The following is a 17,127-nucleotide window of genomic DNA, read 5'->3' as shown; positions in this document are numbered from 1 at the left end:
TGCACGGATTGCTCTATTATTTTCGCAGCATCCGCAAACCATTGAAGTATCGCGGCATTTGCAATTTCGCCAGAACCAAAGGAATAGCCAAGTATAGTACGCATGAAGTTCTTCAGTATCATCATATCTCGACCGCAAAAAGTGGCAATAACTTTCGGTGTATTTGCGCCAAAAGAGCCATCGCCCACAAAGCAAAACACCATAAAAGCGCGATGTCGTGAGGATCATCATAGTGATGATGGCAATACACGCGATAAGCACGCGCGAATTGAGGAATACACTTTTCGATGCAATCCTCGAATATATTGCGTACATGCGGGATAATTCTATAATCAAAGCAATAGCAATGTCCTTCATTGAAGAAATATGCGTTGAAAAGATTCTCGATCGAGTTATCCAATTTTTCGTCACTAATGGAAATATCAACAGCATATTCTGGCTGTAAAAGAAATTCCTTTAATACCCTGTATCGTATTTTGGAATCATGTCCATACACCGCACGAATAATATCAGATGTATCCGCAAAACTCACGTGGTGATGTAGACTTTGTGCGATTGCATATGGTGTCGGCAAATCCGGCAAATTGATTTTGCTGATATATTTCATTGTGATTTCTCTTGGGATACCGGAACCGCCGATACAATTTTCGAGAAGTTGAAATGTGTGATCATGAAGAAAGCAATTAATCGCACTCTTCCATTCGCGCGATACGCGACGCCAGAGAAATAGGCTCCTGATTCCACAGTGGTCAGCATTCGTAAATATAAACTCAAAAATAGGATGTAGACATGCTGGATTAAGGGCGTTTGATATTTCCGCCATTTCTTTTTTGAGAGATGTGTTTTTCAAAAAAAGAACCACGTATCGCGTCCCGCGTTTCGCGCATCACGCCTGCGGCGGTGTTGATTTTTCTATCAATCTTGCGGCATCAGCGAACATTTGAAATTCCGTCGCGCTGATGTTTTTGCTAAAACAACACACCCTACTCAGTATGTTGCGCGCGAAGGATTTAAGAATCTCCATATCTCGATAGCAAAATGTTGCAATGATGTTTGGCGCATTGGCTTTATTTGTACTGCTGTATATAGCGCGAAACATAATATACTGAAGCGCTTTGTTATAAGGAGGATAATGGGAGCTGAACGCACGGTGAGCGCGCGTGAATTGCGGCAAATATTGTTCGATACATTCCGCAAATTCGTCGCCCGCAGATTGGTCGCTGTCGTTAAAATTGTTAAATGTATAATCCATGAAGAGATTCGCTATTTTTTTATCTAATACTTTATTATCAACAGAAATATCTGCGGAATATTCTGGTAGCAAAAGGAGTTCTTTTATTATCCTATATTGTAATTTGTATTCATCTCCATATGCGGCAGAAATAATACGCCGCGCATTTGTATATACATTGGATAGAATTTGAGCCACCATGTGCGGTATTGGCAAATCTGGCAATTTTATTTCGTGAATCCATTTTAGTATGTTAGTTCTATCATCAGGATTGATAGAACCGCGAATGATGAGCTTCTCAAAGAATTGGAGCGTGTGATCGCGAAGAAAATCGGTAAGCATCTTATTCCACTTGCGCGATACGAGGCGCAATTGAAATAATCTGGTTATACCATATTCCACATTTTCGAATATGTACTCGAAAATTGGGTGCAGATATGCCGGATTTAGGGCATCGTCGGCGGTGTTGATTATCACCACTGCCATTTCTTTTTTGCATATCGCAAATTTCAAAAAAAGAACTCGCCGGAGGCTCCCCCGAAGGGGTCGCCGAAGGTGTTGCCGAAACTGCGAATTACGCTTGTGGTATTGTTGATTTTGCGGATTGTTCTATTAAAAGTTCTATATTGGTGAATGCTTGAAAATTCGCAGTACTCACGGATACGCCGCATTGAGCCGAATCTTTAAGTATGTCGCTTAAGAATGACAGGAAGGTTCTCATTTTCCAATCGCAGAAATCGGCAATAATATTCGCGCAAGACGGTATATTTATGAAATGAAGTATTACGCGTACCAACGCGTGGTAATTGCCAAATGGAGTATGATATGTACCGCAATAAGCACCAGCCAAAAGTGGCAAATATTTTTCAATACAATCACCAAACACGCTATGCACTGCGCTCTCATCGTAAAAACAGAGTAAAATATGCCCATCAAAGAAACGCGCGAATGATTCATTTAATTGCTTGTTGTTATACGACCATTTTGCCGTAATGTATTCCGGTTGTGATATGATTTCTTTTAATATTGCGCAGCCAGTTCTGTAATCCCATCCATATGCATTGTAAATGACATGAGGAATAATATCGGAGCGAAATACTTTCTGCATTATTAATGTCGTGTTCAATGGCGACGGCAATAGCGTTGGCAACTTGATTTTACGTAGCCGTCGCTTGGCTTCTTCTTTTCCATAGAATGAATCATATTCTTCCTCATCAACACATTTTTCAAGGAATGAGGAAAAGTGCCCGCGCAGGAAGTCGCGAACCATATCATTCCAATCGTGCGATACACGGCACCAGCGAAATAAATCTCTAATTCCATACTGCTTCGTAAGCACAGCTTCGAAAATTGGGTATAGACAAGCTGATGGAACGAAATCCATATTGCTCTTTGATTAATAGTAGAGAGCAAATCAAAAAAATATGTTGTGCGAATGCGCAAAAAAAGAAATGAGTTTCCAATTAATTCATGCTTTTATAAAGCATCCGCGTTTGGCGAATCTTTATGCCTGCGGTGCGCTATCGCTCGGCATTTCACCAAGTTCGTCGGTGGTTTCGAATTTCGTGCTATCGAAAGTTTCATCATCACACACTTCCGATACAGGTGGTACGATGTATAACTGTTGCGCATATAATTTAGGATGAATCCCCATATTTGAGCAAGAAATGCCATCGAGCAGCCAACGCGCACGCTTAATTATGGTTCCGCGCTTGAGAATTAGATGCAAATTTGCATCTGGGCGTGGCAACCACTTGTGTTTTCCAAATTCATCAATATCTGCGCTCATCGTACAAGCCGCGGGCGGTTTCCCATCGAGGGTGAATATCTCGCATCCAACTTGTTGACCAGTTTTATCCCGGATTGGCTTTGTCCAATCATAAATAGTCGTTTTTGGCTTTCCTGCGACTACTTGATTTGGCGATTTATCGCTAAATGGTTCATCGGGATTCGCGGTGAATGAAATCGCGCTGAATTCGCTTCCCTCTTTGCCGAATTCCTTCACAACGCTGCCTTTTTTTGAGTCAGCGAACTTCTTACGAAAATCTCCACGCTTAAGTAAGTCTTCCGCGACGAATGTTTTAAATTCGGTATCGAACTTCTGCATCGCAACGCCAAATTCACCAGCATCCTCGAGTCTTATCGAGCAAGCCCATGCGAGACCCATTTTCTTTCCAGCAATTTCTGGATTATTTGGTTCCCAAGGACCAGATGAAATAACTATATCAGATGAAGTTGAAATAAATGCATAACCGCTTTGAGCAGCCTTTCCGAGTGTATTTCCTTGAGTGTTTAGTGATACTCCAATGAATTTAACTTGAGATTTCGATTTTGCTAACCTTTCGGCAGACGGCACGATAAATTTAAATGGGGACGGAGTGTTAAGAATTTCTTCAACAGTAAAAATATGAGTCTTAGAAGGTGAATGTGATACTGTAGTTGTTGCCGTTGCTGCCATGTTTTTCGATAAAGAGTTGTTTTAAGAGTTGACTTATGCTCTGATATTGCCCGCCTTGTATATGATTATTTAGCTTTGGGTCTAATATACTTTACAAAAAATGGAATTCAATTTTTTCAGAAGGGGGGCTTTCGCGCAATGCCCTCGCTTCGCTCGGGCATTTAGCGCTTCGTCCCCCTTCGACCCCCAAAAAGAAGGAAAAATCAGCTTTTCTTTGATAAAAGCTCACTAGAGGCTTTGCTGAGCTTTTGCGCATTGTGCGCAGAGAGTTTGCTTTGTTTGTAGTCGTTTCAAAAGAGAATCTCTGCGAATATGAGTAAATCGTGAATCTACCAGCTTTACGGAAAAGTATCGCAATTTTTCTATCTTGTAGTAGTTTATAGTTTTTCGCATTGATTCTAAGAAGAAACAATACAAATCATTACAAACTATGCGCGGCTATCGCGCTTTGCGCGAACGGCAAAATAATCGCAAAAAATAAGAAGATGAACCTCAAAATAGGGGTTGAAGGGGGACGAAGCGCTAATTGCCCGAGCGAAGCGAGGGCATTGCGCGAAAGTCCACCTTCTTCAACGCTTGTAATATTGCTCGCGGAATTGGCATTGCGTCAATAGATGCGTACGGCAACAATCAACCATATCTAAGCCTAATGCATCGAGAATAGCCCCAGCTTTCATTCCATCATTCGCTGTTAACCACGTATGAATATCGAAATCAGGCGTTTCAGTTGTGGTGACACCTCTGGTGTCACCGCTTTGCTTTGCGATTGCAGCGCGAAATGCCTTTTCGCACTCGGCGTGAAATACGTCAAAGATATCACCCAATGCTCTCCCGCAAAAGCAGGTTATATACGGAAACATTATCTCTTATATTTTGTAGAAAGAAGTAATTCAAAATGAGAAGCAAAAAATAATTGCGATTACGCGCGAGCGCGTTTACTGTGCGCCGGTCATTAATTCAGCTATTTTCGGATGACTTTTCTTTATTTGTGTCATTATCTCTGGGTCGCTCAGATACGCCATTACTCGCGCCATTTTCTCCGATGACGGCATGAATCCAGGAACGCCGCGAACAAACCACCGTTCGTGGTACAATTTGAGCGCCTTATCCGCATCATAAAGCGCGCTATCCGGATTTATGAAATGCGGAGTTGCGAAAGGCGTTGACAGAATTTCGACTTGCTCAATTTCGCCATCAGCGCGAGGAATCCAAAGGAAATGCGTGGAATTCACAAACTGCATCATTTCGTGCTGAATGCCAGTATCGCCGCGAATTGCAGTATCGTCTGCTGCCGCGCCAAATGCCGAGAACTTTACAAAGTTTGTCTCATCATAATCGTGCAATATTGACGCAATGAATGACATTACTTCTTTGAATGCAACCCACGCGAATTCCTCTTCGAGGCGAATAAAAATGCGCTCAGTGCGCCAACGGACTTCATCCTGAATTAACTTTAAGTATTGTTTTTCTCCATATATCTTCGCAAGGTCCGATGGGAAAATTGCTGCTTTTCCATCCGCGCTATTCGTCCTCGCAAAGGAAAGATATTCAGCGCGAATTGCGCGCGCCAGATTCAGTGTATTGCCGCTCAATGATGGCTGCGAAATGAGCTTTTGCCTCACGCTATCTATCGCCTCAAATGTATCCTTGGAGTCAGTGTAAATCGCGGCGGCGATACCTTTCTGCGCGGCATCATTAATACAGTTCGAAATAAAACTGCGGTAATCTTCCATTGAGAATTGCTGCATTTCGCCGTCGAATTGATTCCACCAATCGCTTACGTGCTGGTCTTCGATAATTGGATTGCGATTCGGGAAGACATGCGGCTCAAGAATGATATATAAATCGCATCTGCGGAAACTGATGAGTGGCAAAACGCGCGAATAAAAATATGGGCAATTCTGCGCCAAGTACTTCACGAGGCTTGCTGTGTATTTCAATAGCGGATTATGGATTTTCGTGGTGTGCGTCATAATCGCCGCGAGATATTCGTTTTCCGCAATGAGCGCGATGCGCCAGCGCAATTGCCGCGATTGCTCTGCAACGACTTCATAACTGCCTTCTTTTTCTACTGCTTCTTCGCCCTTGCGACGGCGGCGAACACGAGGCACTGCGGATGACGCGGGCGCCGCTTCATCATGCCCAACGACCATCTCGCCAGAAAGCATCTTAAATGCCGCGTATTGATTCTTGCGCGAAAAATCAATAAGAGGAATGCGCTGCGCAACGGCGCCATTATCGAATGTGATTTCATCGCCGCTTGCCTTTGTAACGACAACCGCATGAGGCGGATACTGCGAATTGAATAACTTTCCTTCCTTAGATTTGCTCATTGCGTCCGATGCGCCCTGAATCTTGGTCTTAATAACATGTGCGAGACACAGCGCTTCTGCATCGCGGAATTGCGACTCTTCCACACTATCCGCGAGACTTTCAATCTTCTTGAGTGTTTCATTTGTCGGAATAAAAACAGTTACGCCATCGCGATGACCGCGGAGAGTCGCTTCAAGGCATAGCCGTTTAAGCAATTTGTAAAATTCGACATATTCCGCTTCGACGAAATCACTTAGCCGGCAATATGCTTTTTTTGCGCCACCTCCGTACTCCATTTGTCGACAGTAGTATAGAACGTATATATAAATTATAAAAAAATGTTTTCAAGAAATATTCAACTGGGGATTTCGCACAATTTGCGCGGCGGAATTCCGTTGCCGCGTTTTTCGCGAATGACCGCGTAAATTATTCGCGCGAATAACATTCGTTTGTGGTTGATTTAAAATGTGTCACTTTTTTTGTTCTTTGGTTATATATACGCGATGGGAGGTTCGCTTTCCGCACAGAGAGTCGGCGTTTTGGCAGAGGGTAAAAGTTGCCCCAATTATATTCCTAAGGCATTTGTCATCAATTCTGAAGCCTATAAGCAGCTTTCCGAGGATGACAAGAAACTATACACTCGCGGTGTTGTTGGAGAAGATATCGTCTGGGTAACGAAGGATAATCTCAAAGCATACAGCGGACCATCTCATGCTATTCGCTGCATGTACGACAGGTTGAGTTCGATGGGCATTTCTTTTGGTTCTGCTGCAGTTCTCGCAAAGAAAGTTGTCGTTTATGCGTTGCAATCGGATATCATCGACCCGGCGAAAATCGAACAAATGGTAGATTCCGGATTGGCAAGTAGTGGATTGAAGCCGGAACAAGCAGCAATGCTAAAGAGGACTTTTATCCAAGTTGCGAATGATGTTTCTTCGCGTTATAGAAACGCGCAGCCATCAGAGAAGCAGCGCGTTATTGGCGAAGCAGTCTCCGCGGATATCGCGAATGGCGGATATGCATCTGCTTGGGAAGAATCTGTTGGCGAAATCAGCGATAATTATCGCACTGATGCGTATGCCGAGGCAATTGGTGCTGCTGAGCCGGTCGATAAGCGCAAGGAAATGTATGAATTGGCGATTAATATTAGTTCGCCGCATGCTGAGCGCAAAACCGCGATTATTGAGCGTCTTGTAACGCTCGCAAATGAGTTGCTGGTTAAGCACGGAATGCCTGTTGAAGGCGCAACTCCGGAAGAAAAATTGAAGAATCTTCGCGCGAAGATTCCACCTGCAACGCGTCTCGACCATAAGAATCACGATGAAGTTTGCAAGAATTTGGCGCTGGCGATTAATAAGACTTATGGCACAACTATAATTGACCCCGGTCTTCCAACGGAAGAGATGTGCATTCGTGTTTCCGATATGCTCGGTTCGCTCGCAACTGGAATGTCTGTTGAATTTTACGTGGTTTCCGCATCAATGAGGAAGAATGTAAAGCATCTTAAAGTTCTTCTTGATGTGTTTGAGACTTGGAAATCGAAATTCAATGACGAGTTGAATGCGAAGGGAAAAGTCACGTTCAATACAGAACGCCTGATGAGCACTTTTGACATGATTATTTCCGAGATTCGCCGCCAAATTGCGCAAATCGAGACCATTCTTTCAACGAGCGTTTCAAAAGCAGAGGAAGATACCATGAAATATCTCGCGGAGTTTAAGAAACTCAGCGGACTTATTCCTCATGCGACAAAGGCAGAAGCACGGCGTGGATTTGGAAGCATTATCGTTGGCATATTGGAAGGTATTCACGCAACTGCGCATTTGGGCATAATTTATAAGCGCGCACTTGAGAAAATCGGGATGTCGATTGACGAATTCGCAAAATCTCAAGACCCGGCGGACATTTATAAGAACGTTGAAGAGATAATCCGCACCAAGAAACTTTCCGATGAAGAAATCGTGGATTTGACTGACGCAATGGAGTTTCTCATCGCGAATTTCGCGAAGAAGCCAGATATTGTCGAAGCGATACGCGCGAAAATCACTGGCGCATGCGCAGAATCGCATGTAGTAGCAACTGGCGGAGATGCAGTGGAAAAGCCGCCGGAAACAACGCAATTCGAGCGCGCTGTTGATGCGCGCTCTAAAGCGCGGAAAGTCGTTATTTCTGCATTCGGACATCGCCTCGAAAGTGTGTTTAAGAAGTTGAGCATGGCAATTATGGAACTCGCAAAACACGTTGGGAAAGAAATTCCAATCGGCGACAAAACTGAGGAATTGCGCACAATGATTTGGCGTCTCAATGAAGTCGGCATGTTCAAGGGCGATATCTATCAGATTCTTTCTGGATTCTACACTGACGCGCGGACGCTCTCAAAGCGCGATAACCTCATCGCGACAATGAAAATGCTGGTGGCATTCTTGGATAATCTCGCAACAACTCCGGAATATTCTCGCGGGGCGCAATACATTAAGGCAGTCAGCACTGCGATTTCCGAATTAACGAATGCTGTTGCGGTATTCGAAACTGATATTCGCGAGCGTTTCGGAAGGACTGGCGGAGATGAAATCGAGGGCGGATTCAAATCACTCTCGCGCTTCGATGAGCCGTTCAAGATGAGTTTCGATATTGCATCGCGGCTTCAGGAATCGCTCAATTTACTCGACCATCGTGTCAAAGTTGCGCATTTCTTGTCGAATATTGACCACAAGGTCGAGGAAACCGCCGATTTTAACAAGAAATACGAAACTCTCCTTGGCGAGAATGTCGCGAAGAGAGTTTATGAGATTGAAACCGCGGCAAGTGACATTCTCAAGGTTGCTAAAGAAAATCCGAAGAATCCCACGACGGATGATAATGTTCGCAACAAATTTGTCACTGAATATCGCGACGCGATGCTCGGCTTCTGGCGCGCTGTTCAGGCAATGGACCTTTATCTTCGTGATTTTACTTCCGGTCTAATGAAGAACCCCGGTGAAATCGCAGAAATCCAAAACGCGCTTGGCGATATTGTGGCGCTCAAGGAATGGCATGATACATTCGCCGGCGATAATCTCGCGAAGGTATTTGAACGCCTCAATGATACAGCGGCAAAAATCGATGATATTGGAAAAACGCACTATTACGAATGGCTCAAGACAAATACTCCGAAGTCATGGGATGGCGAGTATCAATTATCTGTTTTGGACAAAGTGAAAACAGATTTGGAGGCATTCTTCGAGGGTTTCCGCGTGCTGAAGAATTTGATTTCGATATTCTCGCGTTTCGGCAGCAAGATGAAGATGACTGCAGCCGAGACGAAGACTCTGATGACGCCGAAACAGCTTTATGTTGCGCTGTTCAATTTCCTCGTCTATTCCTCGATGGCGATTGGGCTTAAAACCGGAGCCGATAACAAACCGGATGCCACATCTGCGAATAAGGGCATAATTACGCCATTTGACTTTAAGGGATTGGACAAGTCAGTATTTAATCCAAAGATGGAATGCGAATTATTCTCGGAATTGATTAAGGCAATGCTTGCGAAGGTCCTTACAATAACCGGACTATTCGAGATGATTCACAAACCAGACCCTAATCCACTTCTCGTGAATTCCATTCGCGTCATTACTGGCGGTGGAGATGAGGCAATTCCGCACATCGAGGCTGATTATACTGAACTTTATTTCCGTTTGCCGCTGATGGCGCAATTCTATAATAAGTTTTTGGACGACATGAAAAGCGTTACTATGACATTGCAAAATGGCAAGAACGGTGTTCTGCGCTTGATGACTGACGATGCCGGCGTATTTGGTGATTTAATCCGTTTCTTCCATTTGCGCTTCGGTCCACGTAAGTTCGAGACAATGACTGAAAATGAGCTGAAAATCGCAATCCGCATGATTAATGCTGCCGCGAAGAAATGCCAATCTGAGGGCGAAGTTACGAAACTCGGTGAAACAAAGGCGTATGCGATTAACAGTCTCGCACACGATATCATCCAGAAATATGTCCACGAGATGAATTCACGGCTTGGACTTGTGGAGAAGGAAGCATACAATCAGTACATTTATCAGCAACTCAAGGAGACAACTTATGGCGAGGTACACACCAGCGCGGTAAATGAGAAAACCGCATATGAGGATATTCTCCCGGATGATGGAACTTCCGTATTTGACCGCGAAATGCCGGCGGATAGATTTATTCTTCGTTACAAGAGAGGAACTGCGGAAGAGGTGCCTTCAATTACCGGAGTTAAATCATTGACAAATGAAGAGTTCGTTCGTCAATTCCGCGCGCATATCATAACAAGAATGAATGCCATCACGGAAAAGAGCGGCACGAGTTTGATGAATATGATTGCATCTACTAAGGCGCGTATTGTGAACGCTCGCAATGATGAAGAGCGCTTCAAGCTCGTGGCATCCGCGATTCGCGGAAGTGGCATGGTTTCGAAGATGGACCAATTCCGGCTTTATATGTTCTCTGAGACGGTGATGACCGGGCTTGGAATGCTCTCGGCAATGTACACCATCGTGAAAACATTCGAGATAAACATGATTGCTGTCGCGAATCCATCTATTTTCAAGGGCGTAAAATATCCAACCGGTGGCACTCCAGATACAGATTTTAGGGATTTCATCTGCCAAGTTGCGAATTTGTTCAGCAATGGCATCGATAAAAGCACAGCTGATTTTGTTGAAGATTTGGTCAAAAAACTTGCTCCGAACTATAACGGCGCTGCAGATGAAGATGTCGAAAAAATGGATAAAGTTCTGCAAGTTAGCAATGATGCCGCGCTACACATTTTCTTCGAGTCACTCGCGACTTTCATCGGCTCAATGAATAAACTCGTTAGTGTTTCGCTGGATGGAGCGAACATTATTATTTCATTTGGACCACTTCAGGAGTATGTGGAGTCTATGCTGGACCAAATTCATTATTGGATTGATACATTCCGTCCATTTGTTGATCCAGTCTTCCTCAGTACTTTCGAAGAAAAAGAGAGAATCGGCTCCTTGTATTGGTTGACCGAGCAGTGGCGCGAAAAACTCTTTACTGGGCGATACGTAGAAGACAAAACTGACGCCATAATGCCGGGCAAAGAAAAGTATTTCACTCTTGCCGAATTAACGCGCGCGATTCCTGCGATTTACTCTGGATTAGTTCGGAAAGCAAAACCAGAAGAATTCAGCGAAGTCATTGAGCGCATCGTTGCGAATGATTCGTATGCCGCGAATGGCGGATTTGATAGGAAATTGCAATTATTCGAAGATGCGGACGTCGTAACGAATGCGTTCGATGGTCTTCTTTTGACTGGCGTTGGCGCGGAAAAGTTTGTCGACCTTCGCTTTGTGAGGCAAATTGCGCAATTCCGCGCGGCGAATATCGCGGATGACCAAAACGATTCACTTCTATTCGCGTTCAATAAGATGCTGGTTCTTTATTTGAAGCAATTCTACGACGGCGGCAGTAAACGCATCTATGATGGGCTCACGAAATTCGCGCAGGGCGCACTCCATCGTTATCTTGCAAATCCGCAGTTGACTTATCCGAATAATCGTCCGCTAATCTATGTCAATAATCCTGGCATCAAAGAAATAAAGCAACTTTTGCCGACTGCCGAGAATTTCGACAAGAATATCGAGAGAATCATCGCGACAATTGTGAAAAATAACCATTTCTTCAAGGGATTCGGTTTGCCTACAGATCGCTCAACAAATAGACCAGTTATAACTGGAGTCGAAAATATGCAATTCCGAACTGTTTCGCTCGAATATAACAATGGTGGTGCATTCGTTCCGGCAAGTCCGATTAAAATTCCTAATTGGGTTGCTGGTCTTTTGATGGCGTGGATGGCGACGGATGCGCCATCTATTGATGAACTACGCAGTAAAGCATTGGACTTGAGTGACGCTCATTCGAAGTTCGGTCCAGCATCGGCTTTCAAATTGAAGAATATTGTCAAACTTCTCATGTCTTCCGACAAACATTGCGCGAATAAATACCTTAGTGCGGCGCGCGGAATAGAGCAACAAGTTAGCGCAAAAGTAAAAAAGATTCACCATTTGCCGATCTTTAGGTACGCCGGCGCATATATCTTATCGCAATTACTGGATGATGAAAGCACTTTCACAGGCGATTTTAGTTACCAGGGCGATAATCATGACGCGTACTTTACCATTCCTAAAGCCGCCCAAGCAAAGGATGATGATAAAGAACGGGCGAAGATTATTCGCGGAAATATCCCAATTATCGCGGATAATCTTGTTACTTCGGCAATTTTGCTTAATCATGACAAATTTGATGATGCGAAATCGAGTACACCGGCACCCATAAGCATTCCATCCGAAGCTGACTTTAAGAAAGTTGCAGAACAAATAAAGCCGTTAGATAACGCATTATATTCGAATCTTCCGAAGATATTAACAGAAACCGAAATAGCGCTACAAGCAGAAAAGGAAATAAGTGCGGTTCTGGTATTACTTGGTGTTCCGCAGGAAGCATGGCATAAACTTGGTAAGGGAGGTTCTGCTGATGAAATTACTACTATCCTGAAAGGAAACGGAATACAAGGAGCTGACAACTTCAAATCTTTTTGGGCAAATGCGATGACAGCGAAGCCAGTGGTAACTGGTCGCATAAATGATAGTCATATGATGCAACTCATCGCGCACATTCAACAACTGAAAAAAGCCGATGCGATTACACTCGGCGACTCCACTGGATTTAACACCCCGATCACAATCGTATTAAATAAAGAAGAGTACGCAAATCTATTACAACTGCACGATCAAGTGAAAACAATGCAAGTTCAAAAAGGCGATAGCATAATGAACATATTCGACCGTGCCGTTGCGAATTGGAAAACGACGCAATTTATTCCAGGAATAGATAGAGAATTACTCGACATAATAAAAGTAAACTCGATTTCATCATCCGCAAATGCGCCAAAAATGACGGATGTATACGATAATTGGATACGCGTAGTTTTGGCTGCGAATAATTTCAGCAAACAATCAAATCCTCCAAATGGAAGTGCTGTTGCAAAGATGTACGTACAATCAATGTTAATCCCATTACCCAAAGACCCATTAGAGTTTCTCGATGCTCGGCAAGATGCGTCTTATTTTGAAGCGATAAGACTCCACACGACCGGTGATTTTTCGGAATATTGTATGTTGCCGTCGAACAAAATTCGAGAAATTCTCATGATGCTTTATAAAGCGCCGGATGGTGCAACGGCAAAAATAGATACTGATGGCGTTGTTAACTTCGCGCACGTACTCGCGAGAAAGGAATTTTACGATGAGTACACTAAACAATTCGGAAATAATGGTGCCAAACAATTCGAATTGATGAATCGCGCTCTTTATTCGTTCTACGAACAACCGCGGGAAAATATTCAATCAATCGATGATCGCGCGATTATCGAAATTAAGGCGCGAATAATGGTAGTTCAGTTTGCATTAATAGCCGCCGCAAATTTGCTTAATGGTAAAGCGACTACTTTCTTCGAGCATTTGAGGACGATTGATTGCCTAATAAAAGCTCTCTTGCCGATTACTGATCCGATTATTTACACAAGCAAAGATAGGTTTATTGATTGTTATATTCGTATGATTGCCGCGATTTATCCGATAGTACAACCAGATCACAAAAATACGAATGTCGTGGAAATACTCAAAAAAGTTAAACGAGCAGCTATCACAGAAAAAGGAAAAAAAGCTACACTAAATGTGAGTACAATTATGCGAAATGTTTCCGCGGTTTTCGAAGACGACAAGGATTTCAAATGGTACATTGGTAAATTTAGGCGAATCTTTGACAAATTCAATTACCAAGCAAATGATGATAAATCAATAAGTCGCGTATGTAACGCCGTAGATATTACTGAAGCGACAGCGTTTATCATGTGGAACGCGAAAATGACACTGCCCGGGCGTGGAGGCGATGGAACTCCATTCAATTACAATGTGGGTCAAGCCGGTATCAAACTTCCGAATCTTCCATTCAAATCATCTACGCTAACTGATGGACTTAGAATCGAAGGAATTGATAAATCTGATGTTGATATTGTACTCGATTTAACGCAAGATAATAACGCAGTCATGTCAATGTTCGATCTTGCTTCAATCTTGTAGTAGCGCCGGATTCGCCATACTCACTACATGTCGATGAATGTTACGCATCGGAAGCATTATTGAAGCGTGATGATTTGAAAGACAGCGCGCAAAAAATTTGTGGACTAATTATTGAAGGAGTTTTCGACATTCCAAGCGATAAACTTATGCACTCAGGATTCTCTCCATGCGATAGTGAATCAGTGATTTCTACGATATTGGATCGTGTTGGAGGTCTCCTTCTGTATGACGAAGGGGATCCAGGGTTTGGATTCGCAAAGACACTTCGGCGTACACTTGAATTGCAAAGCGCAAGTCGCGGGGATTTGGAACACATATTACGTTTGCGATATGTGTACTTCAGCAAAAAATGGGACGAAGTTCCTGCCGATTTGCTGGATAATATTGCTAATTATACGAATTATTATAACGATGTTAAGAGAACCTCAAAACTTCCTACGGGCATTGATATTCAAGTCGATAAGAAACCGGTCGCCGTGGAACCAACAGTGAAGCACGTCATTACTTTGAAAGAATACACAAAGGCAGAAAAGGACGTCGACAAGGTTACAAATGGCGAATTTATCGTCGATATTGTTGACATGTATATTCGCCATAAGAGTGGGGCATCTGTTGGTTCACCTGAAGATATTAAATCGATAATCAAGAAAGCGGCAAAGGCATATGGCGGACCATATTACACAGAAGATGAAAAGAAATTATTCCCAACCGAGGAATTCGGGCAACGCGAAATTCCCGATGGCGACCATTTCCTCTTTGCGTCAACCGCAGCAATGTTGAATAATATTGTATCCGCGAAGGATGAGCGTACTGCATTGCCAATGCATCGCGTGGACACAATCGCAGATGTGCCGACTGATATGCGCGAATATTATCGGGCTTTCCTGCCGAAATTCCGCTCGATTTTCAAGTCGATTTCAGAGAAGTGCGAATTGTTCAAGATGCTCCTGGAAAATGACACTGAAAGCAGCAAACTCGCGGATCCAATTTCTGGTGCACTATTGCAAATGAAGGATAATAATTACGATGTTAAGTCTGATATTTCACGTCAAAAACGCATTTCTGGTATTCTTACATCGATTTCTGGCTGCTGCCGCGGAATAGTGCAAGATTGCGAGCGTGTTCTCAAGGAAACTGGCGATGATCCGAAATTCATGGAGTTGGAACAGAACTGGCTCACAACATATCGTAATGAATATCACAAAGAGCCGCTGGGACCTGTTACTGCGTTACTCGGTGTTTGCCGAGCCGCACAATCAGATCGTCTTTTGCTTTTGCCCGCAGATGAATTGCAAGATGGCGATACTTTCAAATTCCTTTATGCCACAAGAGGACTTTATGGACCTGGGGAAATTTCTGTTTCCCGGTTAGAATCATTCAATAACGCAATCGCACTCGTTAATAAACTTTCTACTGCCGGATTTACAATCGACCCAAAGAGTGCGCAAACATTTGCAACCGGCTTAATTCGCGGCTTTGAATTCCTCAATGATACGCTTATCACAAAGAGAATCACGAGCGTCGCTTTTGCGAAGAATGAGCGTCCTTTCCCAGTATGCGCACCGATTTATAATACGGATGCAAGGATAGTTCGCAATAATACTGCAATTTCGCTCATCCCAGGAACCATCAGTAATTCGACAGTATTCGTACCGCCTGCACTCGGACTTATCTTGAAGCGTGATGAGATATTTGACTATGTTGCGCGCACTAATCCAGAGCAAACAATCAAGCAGATGACGCAGAAATATTCCACAATCATCGGACAAGAACCATCTGATTCGGTCGACCAGAATCTGCGCGATTTGGCAATTGTGCCAATAAATGTTCATCTCTTCGCACAAGAATTGCCGCTGATTTATCTGCATAATTATGCTTGGACTTTCGATGAATTGATGATTCAAGCTATGTTCCCGAATCAAAAGGATAGAGATGAATTGATTAAGTATGCTATCAAACATTTTGATAATCCGCAGCCAATAATCCGCAGTGCGAAACATCTTCTCGTTGCGCTTACATCCGCGCCAAACATGGAAATCACAGGAAATAAGTTCGTTGAACATATGTTCCGTTCAATGATGACAACAGCACATGGTGTTCTCGGAATGGAAAGCCCACAATTCCTCACGCATCAGATTTTGGGCAAGGTGCTGATTGGCAATATCGCTCCAGTCAAGACTGAATTTGAATACGAAGGAGAGCCAACGGCGCGCCATTTAATTGAGCCCCGCCATGGTACTGATAGATACGAATTAGGGCAATTCACGAAAAACATCCAATACTACTCAGCAGAATTATTCGACCAATTATCCGCTAAAGATACACTCTCATCAGATGAAATACAACGCGTAATTGCAGCGTGTAAGAATATTAAAGATAATAAATCCAATGATACCACGGATATTCATTTTGATGGAGTCGAACCGATTCGCTCTAAGGCGGATTACATTAGCACCCTTACATGGCTCGTTAGCAAAATCCCCGATGTTAAGGGAATTGAAATTCCTCAAATTGTTTCGGCATTGGAAATTCTTATTGGACATTACTCAATTACAAGACCATCCGGAACTACTCGAATATCGATTGACACACAGATTTTGAGGGGTGAGCGACAAATGGGCGATCAATATGTTGTTAGCTCTGAAAATTTGTATTACACATTGTTCAATGATGCGACAGATGAATATGACCCAGTTCGCGCATATAGCCAAGGAGTCGCGGAAATTGAAATGGCAAAGCAAAAAACCGGCTTCAGACGTCTCGACACGTTCGTTATTCGCAACGTTATATTCCTCACGAACGCGCACCGTATTACTCGCTATATCCTTGCGAGAAGCAATGATACTCAGCAATCGGGTCCAATTGCATATAATGCGGCATTCATTGACCCAAGCATGACTGAATTCTCCGGACTGCATACTTATCCCGCGGCTCCGATACAGGGATATACACCATTAAAGAGACATTTATAAATGTCATCCATGTAAGACCTCAAGACT

Annotated in this window: 8 protein-coding genes; 2 read left to right on the top strand and 6 right to left on the bottom strand. The window is 43.4% G+C overall.

Features of this window, described 5'->3' with window-relative positions; translation table 11 throughout:
- Positions 1-121: 121 nt before the first annotated feature.
- The 6 genes from M0R33_RS13855 to M0R33_RS13830 form a co-directional block, all read right to left on the bottom strand.
- Positions 122-850 carry a hypothetical protein gene (locus tag M0R33_RS13855; protein ID WP_292570195.1) on the bottom strand — a complete coding sequence of 243 codons (729 nt, stop codon included), beginning with the start codon at positions 848-850 and terminating at the stop codon, positions 122-124.
- 36 nt (positions 851-886) lie between these two features.
- Positions 887-1,717, bottom strand: a complete 831-nt coding sequence (locus M0R33_RS13850; protein WP_292570192.1) for a hypothetical protein — start codon at positions 1,715-1,717, stop codon at positions 887-889.
- 88 nt (positions 1,718-1,805) lie between these two features.
- Positions 1,806-2,615: a hypothetical protein gene (locus tag M0R33_RS13845; RefSeq protein ID WP_292570188.1), complete on the bottom strand. Its 810-nt coding sequence runs from the start codon at positions 2,613-2,615 to the stop codon at positions 1,806-1,808.
- 120 nt (positions 2,616-2,735) lie between these two features.
- Positions 2,736-3,689: a hypothetical protein gene (locus M0R33_RS13840; protein ID WP_292570185.1), complete on the bottom strand. Its 954-nt coding sequence runs from the start codon at positions 3,687-3,689 to the stop codon at positions 2,736-2,738.
- Positions 3,690-4,258: 569 nt separating this feature from the next.
- Positions 4,259-4,513, bottom strand: a complete 255-nt coding sequence (locus M0R33_RS13835; RefSeq protein WP_366043882.1) for a hypothetical protein — start codon at positions 4,511-4,513, stop codon at positions 4,259-4,261.
- Between the two features lie 111 nt (positions 4,514-4,624).
- The gene (locus M0R33_RS13830; protein WP_292570178.1) at positions 4,625-6,298 is read right to left on the bottom strand and encodes a fasciclin domain-containing protein; all 1,674 of its coding nucleotides are present in this window, start codon (positions 6,296-6,298) and stop codon (positions 4,625-4,627) included.
- Positions 6,299-6,541: 243 nt separating this feature from the next.
- Here M0R33_RS13830 and M0R33_RS13825 point away from each other — a divergent pair, with 243 nt between their 5' ends.
- Together M0R33_RS13825 and M0R33_RS13820 are read left to right on the top strand one after the other, a co-directional pair.
- Positions 6,542-14,128, top strand: coding sequence for a hypothetical protein (locus tag M0R33_RS13825; protein WP_292570175.1), 7,587 nt, complete (start codon positions 6,542-6,544; stop codon positions 14,126-14,128).
- Between the two features lie 59 nt (positions 14,129-14,187).
- Entirely contained in the window at positions 14,188-17,100 is a 2,913-nt protein-coding gene (locus M0R33_RS13820; RefSeq protein ID WP_292570172.1) for a hypothetical protein, read from the top strand.
- Positions 17,101-17,127 lie beyond the last annotated feature (27 nt).

Origin of the sequence: Methylomonas sp. (assembly GCF_023228165.1) — a bacterium.
Classification (GTDB): Bacteria; Pseudomonadota; Gammaproteobacteria; order Methylococcales; family Methylomonadaceae; genus Methylomonas.
Note: the sequence above shows the minus strand (reverse complement) of the source record. Positions and strands in the feature narration are given on the sequence as shown.

What these genes read in the sequence shown, in the direction of transcription:
- M0R33_RS13845 (WP_292570188.1), bottom strand. Translation starts at nt 2,615, where the DNA reads ATGGATTTCGTTCCATCAGCTTGTCTATACCCAATTTTCGAAGCTGTG.
- M0R33_RS13840 (WP_292570185.1), bottom strand. Translation starts at nt 3,689, where the DNA reads ATGGCAGCAACGGCAACAACTACAGTATCACATTCACCTTCTAAGACT.
- M0R33_RS13830 (WP_292570178.1), bottom strand. Translation starts at nt 6,298, where the DNA reads ATGGAGTACGGAGGTGGCGCAAAAAAAGCATATTGCCGGCTAAGTGAT.
- M0R33_RS13850 (WP_292570192.1), bottom strand. Translation starts at nt 1,717, where the DNA reads ATGGCAGTGGTGATAATCAACACCGCCGACGATGCCCTAAATCCGGCA.